This window comes from Nonomuraea sp. NPDC048892 (genome assembly GCF_040649735.1).
GTDB lineage: Bacteria > Actinomycetota > Actinomycetes > Streptosporangiales > Streptosporangiaceae > Nonomuraea > Nonomuraea maheshkhaliensis.
On record NZ_JBEZFZ010000008.1, the window covers coordinates 12,267 to 35,970 of the forward strand.

Here is a 23,704-nt window from a genome sequence, read left to right on the forward strand (position 1 = left end):
GGTCGGTGAGTGAGAACGCAGGTGGCCCGATCGGGCCGGTGAGCGCCCTGGTGCGGGCCACGTTCCTGGTGAACGCCGTGTACGCGGCCTCCGCCCGCGAATACGGCCTCACCCAGCAGCAGGGGCAGCTGCTGTGCGTGCTGATGGCGCAGCCGTACGGGATGAGCGAGCTGGGCGCGGTGCTCGGCCTGGCGAAGTCGAGCCTGACCGGACTGGTCGACCGGAGCGAACGCAACGGCCTGGTCGAGCGCAGACCGGACCCGCAGGACTCCCGCGCCGTGCGGGTGGCGCTCACCCGGCGGGGCGCCAAGGTGGCCGAGGGCTTCCACGCCGAGACCTGCCACCGGGTCGAGGAGCTGATCGCGGGCTTCGGGCCGGCGGAGCACGACACAATCGCCGCCCTGCTCGGCCGGGTCGTGGCCGAGAACAAGGTGCCTACGGTCTTCCTGGAGCCGGAGCGGGCCGGCTGACTTGCAGTTCGTACTACGAATCAATATGGTTCGTAACACGAACTCAAAGTGACGATGGCGATCGACTGCCTATGGTCGCGCACGGGGGAAAGGCAGAACAATGTCCGCACATGACGTAGTCTTCGGTTTCGGCGCGCATCCCGGCATCGACGACATACCCGGGCTGCTGCGCACGGTCCAGCAGGCCGACCGCGACGGGCTCGACCACTTCAGCGTGGCCGACCACCCCTATCTCGGCGGGCGCCTCGACGCCTACGCCACGCTCGGCTTCGTCCTCGGGAGCACGCGGCACATCGCCGGCCTGGTCAACGTCACCAACGTGCCGACCCGGCCGCCGGCCATGCTGGCCAGGACGGTGACGTCGCTGTCGGCACTGTCGGGCGGCCGGGTCGTGCTGGGTGTGGGCGCGGGCGGGCTGTGGGACCGTATCGCCGACATGGGCGTGCCCCGGCTGTCGCCCGGCGCCGCCGTGGACGCGTTCGAGGAGGCGATCACCCTGGTCAAGCTGCTGTCGGGCGGCGGCGCGCCGGTCACCTTCGAAGGCGCCCACTACCAGGTGCGCCAGATCGAGCCCGCCCCCGTCGCCGCGCCGCCCGTGTGGACCGGATCGGTCGGCCCCAAGTCGCTGGCCGCCACCGGCCGCGTGGCCGACGGCTGGATCCCCGGCCATGCGGCCGACTGGCTGAGCGAGCGTTACCGTACCTCCCGGCCGATCATCGACGAGGCCGCGGCGGCGGCCGGCCGCGACCCGGGCGAGATCCGTACGATCTACAACCTTCCCGGCCGCATCACCGACCGGCCGCTGCCCGGCACCCGCGGCGACGACGGCCGCTGGCTCGGCGGCTCGGCCGCGCAGTGGATCGAGGAGCTGACCGGGGCGGTGCTGGAGCACGGCGCGTCCGGTTTCACGCTTTTCTCCGCCGAGAACGGCGCCGCGGACGACACCGTACTGGCCCGCTGGGCCCAGGAGATCGCCCCGGCCGTACGCGAGGCGGTCACGAAGTAGGACGCGAGGTGGCCACCGGGCGCGACCTGCTTCCTCGCCACCGCCGAACACGGCCGGCTCGCCGACCTGGAACCACGCCACCGCCGCCGGGCCCGGCAGGCAAAGGTTCCTCAGTCGAACAGCATCGCCGTACCCTGGATCTCCATCAGCATTTCAGGCAGCCATAGCCGGTTGATCCCGATCACGGCCATCGCCGGGTAGTTCGGTCCGACGAGCCGGCGCCAGACGGCCTGGATCTCGTCCCAATGCGCCTGGAACTGCGGCATGTCCACAACGTAGGCGGTGAGGCTCACGAGGTGCCGTGGCCGGCCGCCCGCCGCGCGTACCACGCTGAGCAGATTGCGTAGCGTCTGCTCGTACTGCGCTACGACACCGACCGCCCACGTGCCGTCCCGGTGCTGTCCGCTTGCGCCACCGAGCAGGAGCGTTCGACGAGCTTCGACCACGACGCCGTGCGACCAGCCCTGTGGCGCGGGAAGGTCGCTCGGGTTGATCACCTGGTACGGCCGCCCCGCCGCCTGGGCCGTTCCCGGCATCGTGGTGCTCGCGACCGCGGTGACCGCGGCGACTGCGGTGGCCGTGGTGACAGCGGTGGCCGCGCCCGCTGTGCCGGCCAGCAAGGCGCGCCGCGCGAGCGATCGGCCGGTCGAGGCCGCGGGCGGCTGCTCGTCCTCGGGGACTCGTACGTCCATGATCTGGTCCTTTTCGTGAGGGTGAAGTTGCGGATCTTCCGGCGGGAGGGGCCGTTCAGGTCGTCGGCGACGCGCTGTCCGAGTCGGCCGGGCGGACACCGGCGGCCGCGCGGTGCGGGTTCTCCGTGCCGGAATGAGCCGACTCCGCCCAAGCTAGAGTCATTGGATAGCGGGTACCAAAAGGAAACTAAAGGAGAGGGAGCCATGGTCAGCTGCACGAGTGATCAGGTGTTCGATCCGTGCCCGATCGCGCCCACCGTCCGGGTGATCTTCGGGCGATGGACCACGGACGTCCTGTGGGTGCTCATGCACCAAGGCCGGATGCGCTTCACCGATCTTCGGCACCGGATCCCCGATGTGACGCCGAAGGTTCTCTCCCAGCGCCTGCGTCAGCTGGAACGCGACGGGCTCGTAACGCGCTCCTACTATCGTGAAATGCCGCCGCGCGTCGAGTACGAGGCCACACCACTCGCGCACAGTCTCGTGTCGATCTACACGATGGTCGACAACTGGTCGAAAGAGCACACGCACGAGGTCGAGGCCGCACGCGCCGCGTACTCCGGCCCTCTGGTTTCATGACTTCTTGACCGCGACCGGTGACACGTGCGGCGGCTCCAGGAACTCCCATGATCCCTCGCAGACGGTGGTGCTCGCGGCGTAATGTGAGTTCTCCTCATTCACCGGGCTCGTTGTGAAACGTGGGGCCGCGGGGATTCATTTTCTAGATCCGGATGATATTGGGCGCGAAATCGATGTGCCGAGCGCGTACAAGTACATAGAGCGGAATTAATCGGCTTCCTATCGTGAGCAGCAATCTCCACGAAAGGAAGAGGTCATGCGAAAGATCCTCGCGGGCGGCGTCCTCGCCGCTTCATTGGCGCTCTCCGGTCTTGCCACCGCAGCCCCCGCCCAGGCGAGCACCACCACGACCGGGGTCACCTCGGTCAGTGACAGCGCCGGCTGCAAGCACGGCTACTACTGGCACAAGCACTGGTACAAGAAGTGGTACAAGAAGGGTCACTGGTGGAAGGGCCACTACCACAAGAAGGGCCACTACCACTCCTACTACAAGTGGCACTGCCACAAGAAAGGCTAAAGACAGCTGAAAAAGGGCCCACCGGCGTCTAGCCGGTGGGCCCTTTTCGCTGAGTCAGCGTCTCGCATGCGTCACAGCAATCTTCTTCACCTAGCGGCGGCGACGCCTGCGGCGTGCGCTCCTGCTGGTGTCGGAGTCTCCACTGCCTCCACCCGGAATCGGATAGGGCTTGCGTGACTGCTGCACGCTTGTCAGTCCGAGATAATGTAGCAACGACATGAGTTTCCCCCGATTGGATCATGTGCCGATCCCTCGTACGAACCGGTACTGCTTCGTTGTCGACACCTGTGCAAACCAGCCCCCCATAACGATGCTTCCCCGGTAGCCCCTTCCGGGCGAATCCTCGCCCAGCCTTTTACCAGCCGTGTACCCGCCCGGGGGGTGACCCGGCAGGGAGCACGGTCCGCGGGAGCCGAACCAGGCTGACGGAACGCAGCTCCAGCACGCTGCCGCCGGGGTATGCCGTGGGCCGGGCCTGGGGCGAGACGTACACGGGGGCGTCCTCGCGCAGCGGCAGCAGCCGCAGCTCCAGGCAGCCGTGTTCCCTGAGCGGTTCGCGGAATCTGCGCAGGCCGATCTCCCAGACGGGCCCGTGCCAGAACTGGTCGGCCACGAGGCGGCCGCCGAGGTAGGCCCGCCCGACGTCGCCGATCCAGTCCAGCCGCAGCAGCACCTCGTCCTCCTCTGCGCCGCAGTCCGCTGCGGCATTCTGCGCGAACGCCTCCTCCGGGATGGTGATCCGGTAGACGGCGGCCTGGCCGAAGTCGGCATCGGTGGGCGCGGAGGCCCGTCCTGAGGCGGCGTCCACGACCGGTGGCCGGGCCGGGCCCGCCGGTGCGACCAGCTCCACCTTGGCCTGGGGCATCGCGCCTTGCGCGGGGGCGGGCAGTGGCAGGACCCCGAACACGCCGTCGGTCGTGGTGGCGGAGTCGGGGGCGGGGAAGATCCGGACCTCGTCGGCTTCGCCGTAGCAGGTCAGGCATTCGTCGTCGATGACCGCCGGGCCGTCGCTCAGCACGAGCCGATCGGCGTCCCAGAGCCGGCCCCGGGTGGCGGTGAGGGCGCCGGCGGCGTCCAGCACGAGGACGGACGCCCGGCCTCCGGACGCGTCGCTCACCCGCACCAGACACCCGGGCCCCGGCCGCAGCCCCGCGACCACAAGCCGGTCGCCTTCCCGCCGCACGGTCGCGGGATTCGCGGCTGCTGTCACTGTCACGGGATCTGCGTCCCTGGTCGCGGTCGCAGAACCCTCGGTCGCGGTCGCCCGGCCCTCGATCACGGTTACCGTCGCGGCGTCGAAGACCAGCTCGACCGGGATTCCCGCCGTCTGCGTGAACACGTGCACAGGCTCTTCGTCGTCGATCACGCACACGGGCTGCGCGGTGGCCGTCAGCAGCAGGCTCCGTCCGACGGGCCGAGCGAGCGGCCAGGCGAAGTACGCGCCGGACGGCACCGTCACCGGCTCGCTCGGGACGACGAGCTCGCGGCCGTCCAGCTCGACGGCGAATTGGACGCCGTCATGGGCGGGCAGCGTCTCGACGGGCTGGTGGTTGTTGACGAACAGGAAGCCGGAACGACCGTCGGAACGCACGCACCAGCGCAGCGTCTCCCGGTCGGCGGTGTCGGCGGGCGCGCCGGGCGGCATGGTCAGCGTCATGGTCGCCAGATCGGGCCCGTCCGTGGCCAGCCACAGGTGCTGCAGCCGCAGGTGGCGGTAGGAGTCGCGGAACTGGCCGTACTCGCCGAGCGGGGCCTGGAAGTCGTAGTTGATCACCGGGCAGTCGTTCGGATAGCCGGTGGCGTGCGACTCCTGGAGGGTGGACAGCTCGCCGACCTTCTGCGAGGCGCCGTGGTACATGTAGTAGCCCTGCCACACCGACCCGCTGCCCAGCTTGACCAGCGCGAGCGCGGCGATGTCGGCGGCCGTCACGAGGGGACGGCGGTGGTAGGAGGTGTACATGCCGCCGCCCAGCTCACAGGTGGCGAACGGGTAGCGCGCGAGGTGGCTCTCGTCCGAGCCGGCCGCCTCGGTGGTGCGCAGGTCGGCGCCGATGGAGTCGTCGTCGCGGCCCGGGCCGAAGAAGTAGTGGGCCCGGCTCTGGCGCGGCCAGCCGTCGTGGGCGGTGTCCCACGCGGCCTCGGGATAGCCGCCGAACAGCGGGATCAGCTCGTCCGCAGGAAGCCGCGCGTGGCCCCAGCCGGTGGCCGTCCACAGGGGCGCGTCGATGCCCGCAGCCCTGGCCAGGCGCTTGAGCGTGCGAAGGTGCTCGGGCTGGTCGTACAGCTCGTTCTCGATCTGCACCGCCACCACCGGGCCGCCGTCCGCCCGGGTCAGCCCGGCGAGCCGGTCGCCGATCTGCTCGAACAGCGGCCGCACCAGCGCGAGGTAGCGGGGGTCGTCGGTACGCGGCACGCAGTCCGCCGCGAGCAGCCAGTCGGGGAAGCCGCCGTTGCGTGACTCCCCGTGCCCCCACGGGCCGATCCGCACCACCACGTCCAGGCCCAGCTCGGCGCAGGTGGTCACGAACCGCCGCAGGTCACGGTCGCCGCTCCAGTCGAAGACGCCCCGGCGTTCCTCGTGCAGGTTCCAGAAGACGTACGTGGCGACCACGCCCACGCCGCCGCCCCGTACCTTCAGCAGCTCCTCGCGCCACTCGGCGGCGGGGTAGCGGCCGTAGTGGAACTCGCCCATCACGGGGAACCACGGTCGGCCCGCCCGGCTCAGATGGCGCGAGTTCACCGTGATCGCGTCGGGATGCTCGAGTGGATCGCCGAGCCGTAGCGGCGTTTCCAGGGGCGGAGGTACGTGCCCCGGCACAGTCAGTCGCCGCATGGGCGCACCTCTCCTCAGACGGCAGCAAACTGGCGGAAATACTACTGAAGCTCACAGCGCGGGGCGGCGAAGGAGCCGCTCGCGCCCCTGGCCGCGCAGCGCGATCGCCGCCACCAGGGCGGAGGCGCCGACGCCGGTCAGCGCTGCCGTCGCACCCACCGGGCCCAGATCGAAGAGCTGCCCGATCACCAGTTCGCCCGCGAAGGAGAACATCCCGGCGCAGAACGCCAGCACGCCGTAGTACGAGCCGAACCGCTCGGCCGGGGCATGCCGGGTGACACGCTGGAAGATCGACGGCTGGATGAGCCCGTTCGCCACCCCGTTCAGCACGGCGGCGATCATGAGCGGACTCGGCTGCGTACCGTCCAGTGAGGCCAGCACGAAGAACGCCGCCGCCGCGCAGCACAGACCGGCGCGCAGCACCCACGGACGTTCGCCCCGCCGACCCGCCGCCACGAACGGCTGCGCCGCGGCGGCGACGGCGGCGAGGACGCAGAAGCAGAGCGTCGCCGCGCCGGGCGCGAAGCCGAGCAGCGGCACAGCCGTCATGATGTGGTTGGCCAGCAGCGTTGTGGGCGCGGTCAGCAGCGCGAAGAGCAGGAACGAGCGGTCGCCGAGCACCGCCCGCACCCCGGCGGCCACCCCGCTGAACGCCGCCGGCGCGGGTTCGGGCCGGCCCTTGGGCAGGAGCAGGAACAGCCCGCAGGAGATCGTCCACATGGCGGCGGCGGCCCCGGCCAGCAGCGCGAACCCGGGCCCCGCGGCGAGCAGCAGCAGCCCCACGGGCGGGCCCGCGACCGTCGCGACGTGCTGGGCGGTGACGTACGCGGCGAAGCCACCGGCCCGGTGCGCCGGCCCGGCGCTGGCCAGCAGCGTCTGGGCCGCCGGGTTGTAGAGCGCGCCGCCCACCGCGATGACGACGGCCGCGCACAGCAGCGTGCTCACCTCGCCCGCCGTACCGAGCAGCCCGAAGCCCAGCGCGCGCAGCAGGCACGCGATCACCCCCGTCCGGCGCGCCCCGAGGCGGTCGGTGAGCACGCCGATCGGCAGCAGGAGCGCGAACTGCAGCCCGGTACGCACCCCGAGCACCAGCCCCACCGTGCCGGCCAGCAGACCGAGATCGTGCCGGAGGTGCGCGACCAGGTGCGCCATCATCGAGAAGAAGCCCAGGCAGGCGGAGAGTTGGATCACGACCACCGTGACGACCACCCGGCGGCCGGAGACGTCCTGGAGGGGCGGGGGAGAGGCGGGTGCGGTGACGGTCACGGGAGTGAGCACACCAGAGAACGATCCGGCCGGTCCAATATCGGTACACCCCACGACCGATACCCGAAACCATATCAACGCCCATCCGCCCAGGCCGGCGCCTTTCCGACAGCATCGCTCGGCCCGCATTGCCCGGGGCCGCACCGCCCAGGCCGCAGAGTCCTGGGCTGCATCGCGCGGGACAGTACCGCGCGGGTCGCATCGTTCGGAGTAGCGCCGCCGGGCCGCCATCGCCGGGGCAGCACCGCGCGGGGTCGCATCGTCCCGCTGGAGGTGGGACGTTGGGCGGGGGACGAGGGACGTGGAGTGTCGGACGGGTGATGCTGGGAGCGGGATGGCGGAGGTCGGAATCGTGTCGCCTGGTTGGCGGTGACCCCGTCCCGATGGCGGGATCGCGCAGGTCGGAGCAGGGTCAGGGTGCTGTGTCGGTCCAGCTGTGCGTGTCGGCGATCACGTTCGCGTCCGCGTGACTGATCCGGTACGGCTCGGTGAAGTCGACCGGGGCCGTCTTCAGCTGCGCGCGGTCGAAGGCGACGGAGATGCTCGCCCCCGAGATCACTGGCTTGACCTCGACCGGGCCGGTCGCCGGTGCCCATTCGGCGCTCAACGCGCCGTCGCGGCCGGTGAATGACAGCACGAAGGTCTTGCCGTCCTGCTCGATGGAGACCGCCCACCGGCTCTGGCTCTTCCCTCCGGACGGAGCCTTCGCCGGGATGGGGCCGGCGGTGACGAACGCCAGCGTGACGCCGTCCTGGCCGCCGTTCGCCGCCGCCACCAGGAGGTCCGCGTACGGGGGCGCCTCGCCCGAGTCCGGCCCGCCCTTCACGTCCCCGCGTACGTCCTTCAACGCCGCGCTGCGGAAAGCCGGCTCGGGGATCGAGCACGTGAGGTCGGCCCGCGTGGTCCGGTCCGGCGTGACCCGGGCCGTCGTCGAACACGTCTTGCCGGCCACGGCCGTCTGGAGCCGGTAACCGCCCCGGGGCAGCGAGAAGCGGAACCCGCGGCGGTCCGCGCGCCGGCTCGCCACCCGCTTGCCCTTGCCGGTGAAGACGTCGACCTGCCCAGGCTGGTAACCGTCCTCTCCCGGATCGCCGGACGACGGCCCGCCGCTGTGCACGATGCCACCGACCAGCACGCCCTCGGCCGGAGCCGGAGGAGACGGGTCCTCGGAGGGGACGATCTCCGGGGTGGTCTTGACGGGGGCGGGGGTCGTCGGCTTGTCGCGGGGCTTGTCGTCGTCGTCCCGCGTGTGGGTGAGCAGGTCCGGCGACGGGTCGGCGGCGATCGGCGGTGTCGGGCCGGCCTGCGCCTGGGACGCGGACGACTCCGGCGGACCGGTGCCCAGCAGGTTCCAGGCCGCCGTTGCCGCGACGGCCATGGCGACGAGCCCGGCTCCCACGCCCAGCGCCCAACGCCGTACGCGCCGCCCACCGGCCGGGGCGGAAACCGTGGCCCGCCCCGTACCCATCCCGGAGCCCGCCGCCCCACCAGCCGCGCCACCAACCGCAGCCCGACCGCCGGCCTCCGGCCCGCCACTCGAACCGGCCCGCCCGCTCGCCGTCGGCCCGCGACCCGAACCGGTCCGCCGGCCCGCTGTCGGCCGCTCACCCGAGGCGTCCAGCGCTGACCGCCCGTCCAACCCAGGCCGCTCACCCGAGCCGGAAAGCCCGTCCAATGACGGGCGCGGGGCTGATCGGTCCGCGAGCGACGCGCCAGGCGCCGCCCGGTCGGCGAGCGCGCGGGCCACCACGGCCAGGGCCCCGGCGCTGGGCCAGCGATCCGCCGGATCCTTGGCCAGCGCCCGCATGACCACCTCGCCCACCGCCGCAGGCACGTGCGCGGGCAGCGGCGCCGGCGCCTCGTGCAGGTGCTTGAGCGCGATCGCGACCGCGTTCTCGCCCTGGAACGGCGCCTGCCCCGTCAGGCACTCGTAGGCGACCACGCCCAGCGCGTACACGTCCATCGCCGTGCTGGGCGCGGCGCCCTCGGCCTGCTCGGGGGCGCAGTACACGACGGTGCCGAGCACGATGCCGGTGGCGGTCAGCTTGCCGTCGCCCGCCGCCCGGGCGATGCCGAAGTCGGTCAGCACGACGCTGCCGTCCGGCCGGATCACGAGGTTGCCCGGTTTGACGTCCCGGTGCACCACGCCGGCGTCGTGCGCGGCCTGCAACGCCTCGGCGGTCTGCGCGACCAGGTCCATCGCCGCGCCGGCCGGGATCCGCCCGCCGCGCGACAGCAGCAGGTGCAGCGGCTCGCCGTCCAAATACTGCATGACCAGGTACGGAGTACGCCGCCCCGACAACTCGGCGATCCCGAAGTCGAACACGGCCACCACGCCCGGATGGTCGATCGTGGCCATCGACCGGGCCTCGGCATGGAACCGGGCCGCGAACTCGGGGTCGCCGTCCAGCCCCGCGCGGATGGTCTTCACCGCGACAATTCGGTCGAGCAGGAGGTCGTGAGCCCGCCACACCTCGCCGTGACCGCCGCCGCCGAGCCGTGACACCAGGCGGTAGCGATTCGCCAGCACGGTATCCGGACTGATCATGTTGCTGAGCCCCCGCCCTTCGCTCCGACACAAAGTGTCCGTTCTTGAAAGACGGCTCGGGCGGGTCAACGGTTCGAAGATCGGCCGATTTCTACGACGGCGCGCTCGCGGCGCGTACGTTCCGTGGCAGCAGGGCGACCAGCCCGAGCAGCACCGCGGCGGCCGGAACGCCCCAGAACAGCACCTCAGGAATGGCCGCCGCGGTCGCCGCGGGACCGGGGACGCGCCCCTGGAGCTCGCGGGTGAGCAGGCTGCCGAAGACCGCCACGCCGAGCGACAGCCCGAGCCCGCGCACGGACACCACGGCCGAGGTGGTGGCGGCCAGGTCGGCGGGAGGGGCCGCGTTCTGCGCGACGACGACCAGGTTCTGCATGAGCAGCCCGAACCCGGCGCCCAGCACCGTGATCCCCGCCGCGAACAGCAGGTAAGGGGCGCTGGGAGTGAGGCCGCCCAGCACCGCGAACCCCACCCCCGCGATGGCCGCACCGGCCATCAGATAGGGCCGGAACCGCCCGCTCGCGCCGATGCGGGCCCCGGCCAGGAAGGAGACCGCCATGAACGTCAGCACGTACGGATTCAGCGCCAGCCCCGCCTGCGTCGCCCCCATGCCGTACCCGGCCTGCAGATACGTGGGCAGGTAGACGATCGAGCCGCCGAGCAGCGCGCCGAGCAGCGCGGCGGCGGGCAGGGCGGTCCGCAGGGCGGGGTGGGCGAACAGCCGAGGCGGCAGCAGCGGGTCGGCCGCCCGCCGTTCCTGCCGTACGAACAGCGCAGTCAGCACCACCAGCGCGCCCACCAGCCCGAGGATCGTCCCGGATGTCCACGCGTAGACGCGTCCGCCCCATTCGGCCACCAGCAGAAGACTAACCATGGCGCCCGCGAGCAGCACGGCCCCGGCCACGTCGGCCCTGCCGTGCGCGCCGGGCGTCGGCAGACGCAGCGCGTACGCGGTGAGAGCCACGCCGAGCAGGCTGAGCGGCAGATTGACGTAGAAGATCCAGTGCCAGCCCCAGGCGTCGGTGATGGCGCCACCGGCGAGCGGCCCGCCCACGCTGGCCAGCGCGAACACGCCGCCGGTGAAGCCCTGCACCCTGCTGCGCAGCCGCGGCGGGTACAACTCGGACAGCGCGATCGTCGGCAGCACGAACAGCCCGCCCGCGCCGATGCCCTGCACCGTCCTGGCGGCGATCAGCTGCGGCATCGACTGCGCCAGGCCGCACAGCGCCGAGCCCGCGGCGAACACGACGACCGCCGTGACGAAGACGGCGCGCCGGCCGAACCTGTCGCTGACGCGGCCGTAGAGCGCGCCGGTCGCGGTCGAGGCCAGCAGGTACGAGGTGACGACCCAGCCGATCGCGTCCATGCCGCCCAGGTCGGCGGCGATGTCGGGCAGGGCGATGGCCACCACCGTCTGGTCGAGCACCGACAGCAGCATGCCGATCAGGAGCCCTGCCGTGGCGAGGGGGACGTTGCCCGTTCTGGAGGACATGAGCTCAGCCCTCCCGTCGCGCGAACGGGTCGGGCAGGCTGAAGTCCTCGCCGAGCAGGTCCTGGTCGACGGCCCCGCCGGCCAGGGTGCCGCTCGCGGCGGCGGCGATCACCGCGGCGAGCGGCATGGGCACGGTGCGGCGCCTGGCCATGTCGCCGGCCGCGTACACGCCGGGCACACTCGTCCGGCCGAACTCGTCGATCTCCACGCACCCGTCGGCGAAGGCCGCGCAGCCCAGGTGCTCGGCCAGGGCGGAGCGCCGGCGCGGCACGTTCGCGACGAACACCGCCGCCCGTTCCAGCGGCGGGCCGCCCTCGAACACGATCTGTTCCAGCCGTCCGTCCGCGCCTTCCAGCCGGGTGACGGGCTCGCACCGCACCGCCACGCCGTACGCGGTGAGCGTCTCCCGCGCGGCCGGGGCCAGCGGCTCGCCGCCGGTGCAGAGCACGACGCCGGCGGCGAACCGGCTCAGCTGCAGCGCCAGCCGTACGCGGCCGGGCCCGGCGCCGAGCACCGCGACCGACAGGCCGGTGCACTCGAAGCCGTGGCAGTACGGGCAGTGGAACGCCGACCGGCCCCACAGCTCGGCCACTCCGGGCGGGCCGGGAAGCTCGTCGGCCAGCCCGGTGGCCAGCAACAGCCGCCGCGCTCCCACCGTCCTGCCATCGGACAACTCAACCCGGAACCCGCCACGTGCCACGTTAGCGCCGGGAACGCCCTCCACGTTCTCCGCCGCAGAGGCCGCAGAGGCCGCAGAGACCGTGGGGACCGTGGGGACCGTGGGGACCGTGGGGACCGTGGGAACCGTGGGGACCGTGGGAACCGCCTCCGCAGCGGCAACCGTCCCCGCCAGCGTCCGCACCGCCGGATACCCGGCCAGCTCCCGCCGGCCAAGCTCCCGCAGCTCGTCCGGCGGGGTCCCGTCCCTGGTCAGAAAGTTGTGCACCGCATCGGCCCGGGCATTGCGCCCGTCCCCGGCGTCGACCAGCAACACCGTGCGGTGCACCCGCCCCAGCACCAGCGTCGCGGCCAGACCGGCCGGCCCCCCGCCGGCGATGACGACGTCGTACATCGTTGCCTCCATGAGTTCGGTTGTTCGAACGGAGGCAAGTCTGCAAGTTAAGGTAAACATGAAGTCAAGCGACTCCACGCGACCCCCCGCACGGGCCGGCCGTCAGCCGGTGTAGCCGCGCGCCGCGTAGTCGTAGGCGTCGTTGTAGTAAACGTACGGCTTCTTCCCCTCGAAGGGCTGGAACTGGTCGGGCTGCCACTTCTTCTTGTTCTTGAGGAAGTAGTTGTCGGCCGGGCACTTACCGCGAGCCCAGAACGAGGAGATCCTGTCGCGCCACCAGTCGGTGAATTCGTACTTCTTGCACTTGGACGCGGACGCCTTCCACCTGGCCATCGCACCACGGAAGTTCGAGTCCGTGTAGACGCAGTAGTACCCCGCCTTGCAGTCCTTCGCCGTGGCCGAAAGCAGCACGGAGACCGCGCCGCCCTCATAGGAGATCTCGTTGTTGCTCACCTTGGTCCCGTTAGGGAAGGCCGCCATGTACGCCTCGACCCTGGCACTGCCGGAGGCGGCCTGTGCCGGGACCGCGCTGGAGGCGACGACCCCGGCGGCGACGGCGACACCGGCGGTCCTCAGGACTTTGACGAGAAGCGGATGCTGGCTCATTTCGTCTCCTTCTCCGTGTGGTCGCCACGAAGATAGGCACCCCGATGTTGAGCCCCCGTTGAGTCCCCGTTGACCCCCGTGCTCGTGCTCAGGCCGCTTCATACCACCAGGGCATGAAGCGGTGAACCGCTGGCGCCCGGACCTGGGCTGGGTCAGGATTGAAGCATCTGTCGGCACGGCCGTTCACGGAGGTATGGCATGCGCGCCCGATGCGTGGCCATGGTGGCGTGCGTACTCCTCTCGGCATCCTGCTCGGCCGGGCCCTCGCTCGGCGACGCCGTGGCCGAACTGCGGAAGGACACCCGCACTCTGGAGACGGACGACGTCTTCAAGAACCCGCTCAAGAAACTGACCATCCTCGAACGCCCGGACAAGGACGTCCCGTGTGGCGAGGGCCGGTTCAAACGGGTGATGCGAGCCACGGCCGACTACGAACGCGCCGCCGGCCAGACCGTGGACGCCTACCTGAACCTGGCCCAGAGCCTCATGGAGGACACCCTCTCCCTGCCGCGATTCGGTTACACGGTGACGTCCGACCCCGGCCGGCGGGACAAGCCGGCGGCACGGGTCATCCGGGGGGTGAAGGACGAGGCGGGGGTGACGATGACCGTCGACGTGCGGCCCGACTCTCCGACGTGGTCCATCCGCGCCGAGACCGGCTGCTTCGCCTCCTGAGGATCGTCGTCAGCTCCAGATGTCGATGATGTCCCGGGAAAGAGTGCTCGTGCCCAGCCGGGAGGAGTCCTCCATCTTCGCGTCGAACCGCGGATTGTCGTCCATCCACCGTTCGAATTTTGCGAGCTTGTCCCTGAGGGTCTTCCCGCGGTCGCCGTTCCCGGCCTCCCTGGTGGCCTCCGCGACGATCTCGTCGTAGGTCTTGAGCCGGCCGGTCGTGCCGCTGATCAGTTCGGGAGGCGGGGCGCTCGCCGGGAATCCGGCTTCGTACAGCATGCCCGCCAGGTCGTAGCGGTGCCGTACGACATAGTCGAGCTGCTCGGCCTCCAGCTTCTCGGCCCGGGTCTCGAAGCTGTCGGCCCATCCGTCCAGCGCGGTGCTGACCCCGTACGCCTTGGCGACGTCCCATGCCGCGTTGACGACCCGCTCCCTGACCACGGCGCCGCCCAGGGCGGCCAGGTCGCCCACCGGAAGCTTGTCGATGCCCAAGGAGAGGGTGTTCTTGACGATGTCGCGCAGCAGCTCGTCCTGTGCGTCCATCTCGCCCCGCACGTCGCTGATCGCCTTGTACTCGATCCCGCCGAAGTCGCCGAACACCTTGCTCGCCATCTCGAACTGACCGCTGTCCTGGCCCTTGTCCAGGCGGGCGGCGGAGACCATGGTGTCGTGGTAGAACGTGGCCATCGCGGCATCGAAATCACCGGTGGCCCGTTCGTCGGCGGCGAACGTGCGCAGGAAACGATAGGTGTCGCCCGGGCTCAGATGGAAGGACGGCGTGATCCCGGCGACGTCGGTCCATCCCTCCGGCGCTCCCATGGTCGATGAGCGGTAGAGCGCCCTGTCGATCCGCGCGCCCGTGACCATCTCGTGGGCGTACGACGTGGCGATCGCACTCATCGAGTCAGCGGCGGTGAGCGGCAGATCCTCGCCGAAGGAGCCCATGGCGGCGATGGTGTCGAACGCGAAGGCGGCGGCTTCGGGGGAGTGCCGGCCGGGCCGCTCGTCCACGGCCTCGGACCCGTCGGCCAGCACGCGGCCGAGAGAGTCGGCGACCTGGTCGCCGTAGCCGTGGCCTTTCGCGTACTGGACGAAGAGCTTCATCTTCTCGGTCTGCGAGAGCTTCACGTCGTCCCCGCCCATCCGGGCGAACGTGTCGCGGATGACGGCTCCGTCGCCTTCGAGCACCGACAGGGCCATGGCCACGGTGTCCGGGGGAAACCCGTAGGCGCTGACGTCGGTGACGGTTCCGGCGCGGAAATCCCCGCGCGGATCGGCCACGAACTCGTCGAGCACCAGGGCGCGGGCGGCGGACGCGCGATAGGAGGCCGGCGCGCCGGAGTCCTTGAGCAGGGCGAGGCGGTTCCAGGCGACGTCGCGCCCGGCGGGCTTCAGCAACTGGCTCCTGACTTTCGCGAAGCCAGGGATGGCGGTGGGCGCCGCGAGAGCCGCGCCGAGGGCCTGGCTGAATGCCGCCAGATCCGCTTTCGCCGTCGAACTGCCGGTCGCGGCGATGATCTGAGGCAGGTCGTCGCGGATGTGGGGCGGCAAGGACGCGTAGAAGGCGGCGGCAGCCTGGGGGTCCTGCTTCAGGGCCGCGATGTCGTCGGCGTACGCGTGGATCTCCGCGGCCTGGTCGCGTTGCTCGTTCTTCGTCCTGGTGCTGAAGACGCCGGTGACCTTCTTGGCGAGGCGGTGGGCTCGCTCGAGGTCGTCCAGATCGTCGGGCAGCAGCAGGAAACCGGGGCTCGCGCCGTCGCCCAGCTCCTCGATGGTCTCGACACGATAGGTCAGCATGGAAAGCTGGCTCGTGCCCCAATCGGCGATATCCCGTATTTCGCGGAATATCGCGGTGCTCATGTCGTTCCGGCGAAAGCCGGCCTCGAACTCCGCGCAGAAAGCGGTGATGGTGTCGATTCCGCCTTCCAGCGAACGAGACATTCGTTCCATTCTTCGTGGATCAACGCCGCAGAACTCGTTGACCGGAGTCGTCATGGGATCCTGCCCGCCATCTCACGCCGGATGTGGTTCGCCTCCGCGGCCGTCACCTGGGGCGGATGACGGCTCAGCTCCTCCTCCAACGCGTTGACCACCTGCTCGGCGAGCCGGGCCAACCGGCGATGACGAAACTCGAGGTCATGCGTCCACTTTCTGGCGGTGGGCCCCGTCCACACCTGGTTGGAGTACATGTCGGCGACCGGGGCCTGGTAGGCCGTCCGTACGTGGGCGGCCTGGTCGCGAGCGCGGGTGAGAAGCTCGCGGAGCACCATGTGCCTGGGATTGGGCACCAGCGGCTCGGCCATGGAGGTCTCCCTGGGCCTGACTCCAGAAATGGTCAACGTGAACCGTAGACCGGCTTATTGCCGGCGGCAAGCGAAAAGCCCGCTTGGCTATGGGAATGGCGGACGCCGCCGATCGGAATTGCGCGAACCGGCACCAGGATCATCTTCCGGCGCCGGTCGCGGGCGGGGGCTCAGGCCGGTGGCAGGTCCTTGATGTAGAGGAGGCCGTCGTACGTGGGCGGGTGGGTCGGGTTCAGGGGGATGTAGCCGTAGTACGGGGATTCGCGGGGTGCGGGGGCGGCGGTGAGGGTGGTGGCGAGGTGGCGGGTGTCGATGAGGTGGCGGTCGCCGGGGAGTTGGTGGAGGAGGCCCTGGAGGGTGTCGGGGGGTGGGGCGGGCACGTCGTGGTGGGCGATGGTGCCGACGTCCGTGGCCAGGAAGGCGTAGTCGTCGCCGAGGCGGGGGCTCACCAGCGCGCCCGCGCCCCACCAGTCGAACGGCCGGCCCGCCATGGTCAGCGTGCCCTTGTCGCGCTGGAGGTGGGTGTTGTGGGCGTAGACCAGGGTCGGGCCCTGTTCGGCCAGGGCGAGGAGGTTGGCGGCCATCATCGTGTCCCGCACGCTCGCCAGCCGGGGCCAGCGGGCCGGTGAGGTGTCGGCCATCCAGTAGTGGTAGCGCAGCAGGCCGGTGGCGGTGCGACCGTACAGGCGGGCCCGTTCGAGCTCGCCGGGGGTGGAGGTCGCGATCAGGTGCGGCAGGGACGCGTCGAACAGGGCCACCAGGTCGTCGGCGAGCAGCCGCAGTTGCCTGGCGTCGTCGGAACGGCCTACGGATTTGGACGGTTCCCAGGCGGCGGCGGGGTCGGTCCAGCGTTCGTCGGCGCCGATGAGCTGGTCGAGGGTGTCGGCGGTGCAGGGGAGCAGGGCCGGCTCGACACGGGCGGCGAGGTAGGCGTGGAGTGCGGTGAGGACCTGCCGGGGGCTCGCGGCGGCCTCCGTCTCCAGCGGGCCGTCGAAGCCGGCGAAACGCAGCTGCTCGGAGGCGGGCCTGCCCTCGTTGTACGCGCGCATCCAGCGAACGAGCTCGCGGTTGCCCGGTGACGTGCCCCATCCGTGGCTGATGCCGCGCTCCACGACCTCGTCGAGCGTGCCTGTGCCGGAGGTGACGTAGTCGTCCACGGTCAAGCCCGCCAGGCAGTCGCTCTCGAGCGCGATGATCCGGTAGCCGTCCTGCTCGACGAGCTGCCGGAACAGGTCGTTGCGTACGTCGAGCAGGAGTTCTTCGCCGTGGGTGGGTTCGCCGAGGGCGAGCAGGCGCGGCCGGGCCCGCAGGAGTCTGGAGACGGTGGCGGCTTCGACGGCATGGGCGGATTCTTGGATGATGCCGATGTCCATGCCTTCAACGGTATCGTTGAACTTTCGGTGTGAACTTTTGCCGATATCTCCGTGGTCGTGGTGCTGAAAGCTTCAAACGAGGGGCAACGGCGAGCGGTCAGCCGACGTGGACGACCGGGCGGCGGGCGGGATCCGGTTCGGCCTGGCGGAGCACCTCGCGGGTCAGGGGCGGCACGTCGCCGCCGCCGAAGACGAGGTAGCGCAGCAGCGCGCCGATGGGGTTGCCCTCGGCGGCCCAGTGGAAGTAGACGTGAGGCGTCTTGCCGTACGTGTCGCGCAGGTGCAGCAGCAGAGCGGCGATGGAGTTGGCCACGGTGGTGCTCTGCAGGCGCAGGACACGGAAGCCGTGCCGTTCCTCGCCGACCACCCGCAGTTCACCGGCGAACTCCGAGGCGTCGGGGATGGTCACCTCCAGGAAGAGCAGGCCCTCGCTGGTGCGCAGGCGGTGCAGCTCCCACGCCTCGCGGGCCTTGTCGACGTACTCCTTGGCGTCGCGGGTGTGGGGCTCGTTCGCGATCAGGTAGATCTCGCCGGCCTCGTTGATGAAACGGTGGGCGCAGTCGTCCAGGCTGATGGTGGTGACGCGCAGTTCGGTGGAACGGGTGGCGCGGGAGACCAGCGAGATGACCACGATGGCCAGGACGAACAGCAGGGCGATGACCAGGCCGTCGGGCCGTTCGATGATGTTGGCGACGGTGGCGTAGGCGAAGATCAGGCTGATGAGCCCGAAGTAGGCGGCGGCCTTGAACCGGCGCGCGGTCCAGGCGGCCAGGGTGACGGCGACGCCGGCCGACAGGATCAGGGCCAGCACCCCGGTGGCGTACGCGCCGCCCTGAGCCTCCACCTCGGCGTCGAAGAACACCGTGATGAGGAACGCGATGCCGGTGAAGACCAGCACCATCGGCCGGGTGGCGCGGGTCCAGTCGGGGGCCATGCCGTAACGCGGCAGATAACGCGGGACGATGTTGAGCAGCCCGGCCAGGGCGGAGGCCCCCGCGAACCACAGGATGGCGATGGTGGACAGGTCGTACGCGGTGCCGAACCAGTCGCCCAGGTAGAGGTGGGCGAGGTAGGCCAGGGCGCGGCCGTTGGCCGAGCCGCCCTCCGCGAACTCCTCGGCCGGGATGAGCACGGTGGTAGCGACGCTGGAGGTGATCAGGAAGACGCTCATGATCAGGGCGGCGGTGGTCAGCAGCTTGCGCGCGCCCCTGATCCGTTCCGCGAGCTCGCCCTTGACCAGGGGCATGACGGCCACGCCCGTCTCGAAGCCGGACAGGCCGAGGGCCAGCTTCGGCATCACGTACAGGGCGACGGCCACCATGGCGATCGGGCTGGAGTAGTCGGAGGCGAGCACGTCCCGCCAGCCGGCCACCTGCTCGGGATGGGTGAGCACCCGCTGGACGGCGGTGCCCACGACGACCAGGTTGAGCACCAGGTAGACGGCGACGAGGACGACCGCGATGGAGATGGCCTCGCTGAAGCCGGCCAGGAACACCCCGCCGAGCGCGGCGATCAGAGCCAGGGTGACCGGCACCTGCCAGCCCGCCCAGGAGTGCGGGACGAAGGGATTGTGCAGGATGTGCGCGGTCGCGTCCGCCGCCGACAGCGTGATGGTGATGACGAACGCGGTCGCCACGAACCCGAGCAGGAACAGCACCAGCAGCTTGCCCCGCCAGCCGGGCAGCAGCCGCTCCAGCATCGACAGCGAGCCCAGCCCGTTGGGGCTGTCGGCGGCCACCTTCCGGTAGACCGGCAGCGCGCCCAGCAGCGTCAACGCCACCAGCAGGAGCGTCGCCACGGGGCTGAGCGCGCCGGCGGCCAGCGCGGCGATGCCCGGCTGGTAGCCGAGGGTGGAGAAGTAGTCGACGCCCGTCAGGCACATCACCTGCCACCACTGGTGCCGGTGCCCGGCGGGCTCCTCGGCGGCGGGGCGGTTCACCGGGGTCTCGGGGGTGGGCAGGCCCTTGAGCAGCCACCGCCGCAACGGCGTGTCGGGCACAGCCGCACGCTGGTCCACCTCGGTCACCTGGGTCCTTCCGTCGTCAAGGGGACGTCAGGACGAAGACACTAGTGAGGCAAGTACGGGTACCAGCGTGATCATGGCGTCAATAAAACGTCAATATTCGGGCGGATGGGGTCGGGGTCGGGGGTGGGAGCGGGTGGTCTCATCCGCAGGGAGGCCTGACGGGGGGCGGACGGGGGTCAGACAGGTAGCCGGTGGCCGGGATCTCACCTGCGGGCACGCGGACTTTAGGGATTCACCTGAGGGAGGGTCGGCTGTGGGGATCGCACCTGCAGGCGGGCCGGCCGTGGGGATTGTGCCCGTGAGTGAGTCGGCCGAAGGGATCGCATCCGCGGGAGGGCCGCTGTGGGGGTCACGCCCGTGGGTGGGCCGACCGTGGGGGAGGTCAGCTGCGGGCTGGGCGGATGACGAGGCGGCCGTAGGGGAGGGCGCCGGTGACCTGGACGTGCAGCTCGCCGGGACGCCGGCGGCCCGGTGCCTTGCAGATCACCCGGCCCCATTCGGCCCGCACCCCGTCGGCGTCCACACTCGCACCCGCGGGCACGATGATCGTGGCCTGGCCGTAGGCGAGGTGGAGCTCGATGTCGACCTGCGCGTGCCGGATGACGGCCCGCGACAGGTCGAGCCGCACCCTGCCGTACGCGGACTCGATGTGCAGGCGCCGGGGGACGTTCCAGTCGCCCGACCGCTTGAGGCCCCCGCCGACCGACTGGAGCCTGACCACCTCGTCGTGACGCGGCAGGTCGGCGACGACGAGTTCGAGCTCCTGGACCGAGCCGGCGCCGAGTGCGCGTTCGAGCCGCCGCTCCAGCTCCTCCTGGTCGAGCCGCCCGTCGGCGTACGCCTGCTGCACCAGCTCCACCGCCCTGTCGCGGTCCCCGTCGGAGACCCGTGCCGTCGCGGGGTTCACCGGCTGACGGCTCTCTTGTACAGCCGCGTGGCCAGCGGCACGAACACGGCCAGCAGCACGACCGACCACGCCAGCGACACCGGCACCGCGTGCTGGAGCGGCCACGCGGCGGGCGTCGGTATGGCCGGGCTGGTGTTGCCGAACAGCTCACGCGCGGCCTGGACCAGCGTGGAGACGGGGTTCCACTCGGCGATCGGCTTGAGCGGGCCCGGCAGGCGGGCGCTGTCGACGAAGGCGTTGGACAGGAACACCATCGGGAACGACAGGATCGTGGCCACGTTGTTGAACACCTCGGGCGTACGCAGGGCCAGCGCGACCGTCGCCGTCACCCAGGAGAAGGCGTAGGAGAACAGCAGCAGCATCAGGAAGCCCAGCGCGGCCTCCGGCGGCGAGGAGTTGATCCGCCACCCGACGAGCAGGCCGACCGCGACCATCGTGACCATGCTGGTCAGGTTCATGATCACGTCGGCGATGGTCTGGCCGGTCAGCACCGCCGACGGGGACATCGGCAGCGTGCGGAACCGGTCGAAGATGCCCCGCTGCAGGTCCTGCGTCAGGGTGTAGCCGGTGATCTGCGCGCTCGAGACGATGGTGAGGACGAAGATCCCGGGGAGCAGGTATTCGCCGTAGGACATGCCGGGCAGGCTGATCATGCTGCCGAAGACGTAGGTGAACAGCAGCACGAACACGATCGGCAGCATGACCACGCCGCCCAGCAGGTCGGGGGCCCGGCGGATCTTCAGCGCGTTGCGCTTGGCGATCGTCATGCCGTCGGCGACGGCCAGGTTGAGGGCGTTCATCACACGGTCTCCTTGACCTTCTCGTCGGCCTGGTGTCCCGTGAGGGTGAGGAACACGTCGTCCAGGGTCGGCCGGCGCAGCCCGGCGTCGCGTACGGTGACCCGTTCGGCGGCCAGGCGGCCGAGCGCGGCGGTCAGCGCGCTCACCCCGCCGCTGACCGGGACCGTCACCCGCAGGATGTGCGGATCGCGCTGCGGCGCTCCTACGGCCAGCGGCGCCAGCGCCCGCTCCGCGGCCTCCAGGTCGGCCGGGCTGGTCAGCCACACCTCGACCCGGTCGCCGCCGACCTGCCGCTTGAGCTGGTCGGACGTGCCGAGCGCGATCACGTGCCCGTGGTCGACCACCGCGATGCGGTCGGCCAGCCGGTCGGCCTCCTCCATGTATTGGGTGGTGAGCAGGACCGTGGTGCCCTCGGCGACCAGCTCGGAGATGACGTCCCACAGGCTCGCCCTGGCCCGCGGGTCCAGGCCGGTGGTGGGCTCGTCGAGGAACAGCACCGGCGGGTTGGCCACCAGCGCCCCGGCCAGGTCGAGCCGCCGCCGCATGCCTCCCGAGTAGCCCTGCACCGGCCGGTCGCCGGCCTGCGTCAGGTCGAAGCGCTCCAGCAGCTCGCGGGCGCGCTGCCGGCTGCGCTGCACGCCCAGGTGGTAGAGGCGGCCGACCATCTCCAGGTTCTCGGCGCCGGTGAGGTGGTCGTCCACGGCCGCGTACTGGCCGGAGGCGCCGATGTGGCCGCGCAGGGCGCGTGCGTCGCGGACGACGTCGAACCCGGCCACCGTGGCGTGCCCGGCGTCGGGGCGCAGTAACGTCGTCAGGATGCGCACGGTGGTGGTCTTGCCGGCGCCGTTCGGGCCGAGCAGCCCGAACACCGTGCCCTCGGGGACAGACAGGTCCATCCCGTCGAGGGCGACCACGTCGCCGTATCTTTTGACCAGCCCCTCGGCCATGATCGCGTCAGGCATGAAAGTCTCCTTGATCGTCAGGATCGGTGGATGGAGATGTCGCCGTGCGCGGTGTGCGCGCGCACCTCGACGACGTCGTCGGTGTGACCGGGGCCGTCGCTGGACTCCAGCTCGACGTCCACGGTGCCGTAGGTGGAACTGAGATCCAGCCAGGCCGCGCTGCCCTCGCGGATGCCGAGGTCGAGGCCGCCGCCGGTGGTCTCCATGACGACCGAGCCGACCACCACCTCGCCGATGCGCGCGCTGCCGTACGAGGTCTTGATGGCGACGCCGGACAGGGCGCGGTCGACGGCGATGTCGCCGTGGGAGGTCTGCACCCGCAGCTCGCCGGTGATCTCGCCGAGGCGCAGGTCGCCGTGGGAGTTCTTCAGCACCGCCGTGCCGTCGATCTCGCCGATCCTGATGTCGCCGTGGGTCGTGGTGACCTCGGCGTGGCCGGACGAGCGGGTGACCGAGATGTCGCCGTAGGTGGTCTTCAGCCGCAGCCGGCCGGACTCCTCCACGTTGACGTCGCCGTAGGTGGTGGTGAACGCCACCTCGCCGAGCGGGCCCCGGCAGTGCAGGCCCGTCGCCGCCTTGGCGTCCACGCGGGAGCCGGCGGGCAGGTCGATCGTCACCTCGATCGAGCCGCTGTGGCCGAGCAGCAGCGAGCGCGCCCAGGACGTGGGCGACTCGACCAGTTTGTCGAACGACAGGCCCCAGCCGAGCGACGTGGCGGGCCCTCCGCCCTCCACCCGGAGCAGCAGCCTGCCGCCGGTGAGGTCGACCCGCGCCTGCCGGGCGGCCTCGACGTCGGATTCGTCGAACTCGTTGCTCGGGCGCACCTCCACGACGGTGTCGGTGCGCTCGCTCGCGTTGATCCTGATGGTGGCCGTCGGCAGGTCGATGACGACGAGGACGGGCTCGGGAGTGTCGAAGGTCGGCATGGCGATCCAGTCGTCGCGGGTTGACGTGGTCATCAGCGCACCCAGCCGCTGTAGCGGTTGCCGGCCTGCCGCGGCGCGCTCTTGCCTGAGCGCCGGGTGTCCTGGCCGGGGTCGAGGGCGGCGGAGACGGCGCGTACGAGCCAGGCGTTAACGGACAGGCCGTCGCGGGCGGCGGCCTCCTCGATGCGCGGCTTGAGGTGCTCGGGAACGCGCAGGGAGATGCGGGACGTGCCGCCGTCGTCGGCGTCGGGCGGCATAGGTGGTGGCGGCGGTGGCGGGGCGGGCGGGCCGTGCCGCTCGCCGTCGTCCTCGAACGAGGCGGCGACCAGCGGTGGCGTCACCACGAAACCGGGTTCGCGGCCACGCAGGCGGACCTCGACCGAGCCGGGGGCGAGGTCGCGGGTGATCTCGTCCGCGGCGGCGGACAGGGCCTCCAGCAGGGCGAGCCGGGTAGCGGACTCGAGCGTCGCGGCCAATCGCTCGGCCAGCGCCCGCGCCTCGTCACCGCCCGCCGCGGCGGCGATGGCCAGATCGCGCCGGAGATTGTCAACGTACGGAGCCAAGTCCATGGCGTCACTATGACATCATCGTGGCGTCATATCAAGTGGGCTGGTGGGAGTGGGTGGAGTCATCATGGCGTCATGCGGCGTCACCAGA

Annotated in this window: 21 protein-coding genes; 5 read left to right on the top strand and 16 right to left on the bottom strand. The window is 71.0% G+C overall.

The features are described from left to right. Positions 1–5: 5 nt before the first annotated feature. Together AB0C28_RS26585 and AB0C28_RS26590 are read left to right on the top strand one after the other, a co-directional pair. Complete coding sequence (locus AB0C28_RS26585) at positions 6–470, top strand: MarR family transcriptional regulator (RefSeq protein WP_357850320.1); 465 nt, start codon at positions 6–8, stop codon at positions 468–470. A gap of 100 nt (positions 471–570) precedes the next feature. Continuing rightward, positions 571–1,476 carry an LLM class flavin-dependent oxidoreductase gene (locus tag AB0C28_RS26590; RefSeq protein WP_358078150.1) on the top strand — a complete coding sequence of 302 codons (906 nt, stop codon included), beginning with the start codon at positions 571–573 and terminating at the stop codon, positions 1,474–1,476. 110 nt (positions 1,477–1,586) lie between these two features. Here the strand turns inward: AB0C28_RS26590 and AB0C28_RS26595 are convergent, their stop codons facing one another. After that, on the bottom strand, positions 1,587–2,168 hold the full coding sequence (locus AB0C28_RS26595; protein ID WP_358078153.1) for a RidA family protein: 582 nt from the start codon (positions 2,166–2,168) through the stop codon (positions 1,587–1,589). Between the two features lie 204 nt (positions 2,169–2,372). Between AB0C28_RS26595 and AB0C28_RS26600 the strand changes: the two genes are divergently transcribed. Further along, positions 2,373–2,747, top strand: coding sequence for a helix-turn-helix domain-containing protein (locus AB0C28_RS26600; RefSeq protein WP_358078156.1), 375 nt, complete (start codon positions 2,373–2,375; stop codon positions 2,745–2,747). A gap of 256 nt (positions 2,748–3,003) precedes the next feature. Continuing rightward, complete coding sequence (locus AB0C28_RS26605) at positions 3,004–3,264, top strand: hypothetical protein (protein ID WP_346112245.1); 261 nt, start codon at positions 3,004–3,006, stop codon at positions 3,262–3,264. A gap of 355 nt (positions 3,265–3,619) precedes the next feature. Here AB0C28_RS26605 and AB0C28_RS26610 read toward each other — a convergent pair whose 3' ends face one another. The 6 genes from AB0C28_RS26610 to AB0C28_RS26635 form a co-directional block, all read right to left on the bottom strand. Then, on the bottom strand, positions 3,620–6,097 hold the full coding sequence (locus AB0C28_RS26610; protein ID WP_358078159.1) for a beta-galactosidase: 2,478 nt from the start codon (positions 6,095–6,097) through the stop codon (positions 3,620–3,622). 51 nt (positions 6,098–6,148) lie between these two features. Next, on the bottom strand, positions 6,149–7,363 hold the full coding sequence (locus tag AB0C28_RS26615; protein ID WP_358078162.1) for an MFS transporter: 1,215 nt from the start codon (positions 7,361–7,363) through the stop codon (positions 6,149–6,151). 412 nt (positions 7,364–7,775) lie between these two features. Further along, entirely contained in the window at positions 7,776–9,911 is a 2,136-nt protein-coding gene (locus tag AB0C28_RS26620; protein WP_358078165.1) for a protein kinase, read from the bottom strand. 91 nt (positions 9,912–10,002) lie between these two features. Continuing rightward, positions 10,003–11,400 carry an MFS transporter gene (locus AB0C28_RS26625; protein WP_358078168.1) on the bottom strand — a complete coding sequence of 466 codons (1,398 nt, stop codon included), beginning with the start codon at positions 11,398–11,400 and terminating at the stop codon, positions 10,003–10,005. 4 nt (positions 11,401–11,404) lie between these two features. Next, a complete protein-coding gene (locus AB0C28_RS26630; protein WP_358078170.1) occupies positions 11,405–12,472 on the bottom strand; it encodes an FAD-dependent oxidoreductase in 1,068 nt (355 codons plus the stop codon). A gap of 102 nt (positions 12,473–12,574) precedes the next feature. Continuing rightward, positions 12,575–13,078, bottom strand: a complete 504-nt coding sequence (locus AB0C28_RS26635) for a peptidase inhibitor family I36 protein (RefSeq protein WP_357850345.1) — start codon at positions 13,076–13,078, stop codon at positions 12,575–12,577. A 198-nt stretch (positions 13,079–13,276) separates the two neighbouring features. On the opposite strand from AB0C28_RS26635, the gene AB0C28_RS26640 reads away from it, so the two are divergent. Further along, positions 13,277–13,753, top strand: a complete 477-nt coding sequence (locus tag AB0C28_RS26640) for a hypothetical protein (RefSeq protein WP_357850348.1) — start codon at positions 13,277–13,279, stop codon at positions 13,751–13,753. A gap of 9 nt (positions 13,754–13,762) precedes the next feature. Here AB0C28_RS26640 and AB0C28_RS26645 read toward each other — a convergent pair whose 3' ends face one another. The 9 genes from AB0C28_RS26645 to AB0C28_RS26685 form a co-directional block, all read right to left on the bottom strand. Then, positions 13,763–15,547, bottom strand: coding sequence for a hypothetical protein (locus AB0C28_RS26645; protein ID WP_358078173.1), 1,785 nt, complete (start codon positions 15,545–15,547; stop codon positions 13,763–13,765). 194 nt (positions 15,548–15,741) lie between these two features. Further along, a complete protein-coding gene (locus tag AB0C28_RS26650) occupies positions 15,742–16,053 on the bottom strand; it encodes a hypothetical protein (protein WP_357850354.1) in 312 nt (103 codons plus the stop codon). A 170-nt stretch (positions 16,054–16,223) separates the two neighbouring features. After that, a complete protein-coding gene (locus AB0C28_RS26655) occupies positions 16,224–17,426 on the bottom strand; it encodes an erythromycin esterase family protein (RefSeq protein ID WP_357850356.1) in 1,203 nt (400 codons plus the stop codon). A gap of 97 nt (positions 17,427–17,523) precedes the next feature. Beyond that, positions 17,524–19,452: an amino acid transporter gene (locus AB0C28_RS26660; protein ID WP_357850359.1), complete on the bottom strand. Its 1,929-nt coding sequence runs from the start codon at positions 19,450–19,452 to the stop codon at positions 17,524–17,526. Positions 19,453–19,834: 382 nt separating this feature from the next. Beyond that, positions 19,835–20,359, bottom strand: coding sequence for a DUF1707 domain-containing protein (locus AB0C28_RS26665; protein WP_357850362.1), 525 nt, complete (start codon positions 20,357–20,359; stop codon positions 19,835–19,837). Further along, positions 20,356–21,159 (bottom strand): ABC transporter permease, encoded by an 804-nt coding sequence (locus AB0C28_RS26670; protein WP_357850364.1) that lies wholly within the window; start codon positions 21,157–21,159, stop codon positions 20,356–20,358. The genes AB0C28_RS26665 and AB0C28_RS26670 overlap by 4 nt, the downstream gene beginning before the upstream one ends. Further along, positions 21,159–22,121 (bottom strand): ATP-binding cassette domain-containing protein, encoded by a 963-nt coding sequence (locus AB0C28_RS26675; RefSeq protein ID WP_357850367.1) that lies wholly within the window; start codon positions 22,119–22,121, stop codon positions 21,159–21,161. The genes AB0C28_RS26670 and AB0C28_RS26675 overlap by 1 nt, the downstream gene beginning before the upstream one ends. Positions 22,122–22,138: 17 nt before the next feature. Then, a complete protein-coding gene (locus AB0C28_RS26680; RefSeq protein WP_358078176.1) occupies positions 22,139–23,080 on the bottom strand; it encodes a DUF4097 family beta strand repeat-containing protein in 942 nt (313 codons plus the stop codon). After that, on the bottom strand, positions 23,080–23,616 hold the full coding sequence (locus tag AB0C28_RS26685; protein ID WP_358078179.1) for a hypothetical protein: 537 nt from the start codon (positions 23,614–23,616) through the stop codon (positions 23,080–23,082). Before AB0C28_RS26685 ends, AB0C28_RS26680 begins: the two co-directional genes overlap by 1 nt. Positions 23,617–23,704: the final 88 nt, after the last annotated feature.

Excerpts from the sequence above, each read along its gene's own strand:
- AB0C28_RS26590 (WP_358078150.1), top strand. The coding sequence starts at position 571 with ATGTCCGCACATGACGTAGTCTTCGGTTTCGGCGCGCATCCCGGCATC.
- AB0C28_RS26595 (WP_358078153.1), bottom strand. The coding sequence starts at position 2,168 with ATGGACGTACGAGTCCCCGAGGACGAGCAGCCGCCCGCGGCCTCGACC.
- AB0C28_RS26600 (WP_358078156.1), top strand. The coding sequence starts at position 2,373 with ATGGTCAGCTGCACGAGTGATCAGGTGTTCGATCCGTGCCCGATCGCG.
- AB0C28_RS26605 (WP_346112245.1), top strand. The coding sequence starts at position 3,004 with ATGCGAAAGATCCTCGCGGGCGGCGTCCTCGCCGCTTCATTGGCGCTC.
- AB0C28_RS26610 (WP_358078159.1), bottom strand. The coding sequence starts at position 6,097 with ATGCGGCGACTGACTGTGCCGGGGCACGTACCTCCGCCCCTGGAAACG.
- AB0C28_RS26620 (WP_358078165.1), bottom strand. The coding sequence starts at position 9,911 with ATGATCAGTCCGGATACCGTGCTGGCGAATCGCTACCGCCTGGTGTCA.
- AB0C28_RS26625 (WP_358078168.1), bottom strand. The coding sequence starts at position 11,400 with ATGTCCTCCAGAACGGGCAACGTCCCCCTCGCCACGGCAGGGCTCCTG.
- AB0C28_RS26630 (WP_358078170.1), bottom strand. The coding sequence starts at position 12,472 with ATGTACGACGTCGTCATCGCCGGCGGGGGGCCGGCCGGTCTGGCCGCG.
- AB0C28_RS26635 (WP_357850345.1), bottom strand. The coding sequence starts at position 13,078 with ATGAGCCAGCATCCGCTTCTCGTCAAAGTCCTGAGGACCGCCGGTGTC.
- AB0C28_RS26640 (WP_357850348.1), top strand. The coding sequence starts at position 13,277 with ATGCGCGCCCGATGCGTGGCCATGGTGGCGTGCGTACTCCTCTCGGCA.
- AB0C28_RS26645 (WP_358078173.1), bottom strand. The coding sequence starts at position 15,547 with ATGCTGACCTATCGTGTCGAGACCATCGAGGAGCTGGGCGACGGCGCG.
- AB0C28_RS26650 (WP_357850354.1), bottom strand. The coding sequence starts at position 16,053 with ATGGCCGAGCCGCTGGTGCCCAATCCCAGGCACATGGTGCTCCGCGAG.
- AB0C28_RS26655 (WP_357850356.1), bottom strand. The coding sequence starts at position 17,426 with ATGGACATCGGCATCATCCAAGAATCCGCCCATGCCGTCGAAGCCGCC.
- AB0C28_RS26670 (WP_357850364.1), bottom strand. The coding sequence starts at position 21,159 with ATGAACGCCCTCAACCTGGCCGTCGCCGACGGCATGACGATCGCCAAG.
- AB0C28_RS26675 (WP_357850367.1), bottom strand. The coding sequence starts at position 22,121 with ATGCCTGACGCGATCATGGCCGAGGGGCTGGTCAAAAGATACGGCGAC.
- AB0C28_RS26680 (WP_358078176.1), bottom strand. The coding sequence starts at position 23,080 with ATGACCACGTCAACCCGCGACGACTGGATCGCCATGCCGACCTTCGAC.
- AB0C28_RS26685 (WP_358078179.1), bottom strand. The coding sequence starts at position 23,616 with ATGGACTTGGCTCCGTACGTTGACAATCTCCGGCGCGATCTGGCCATC.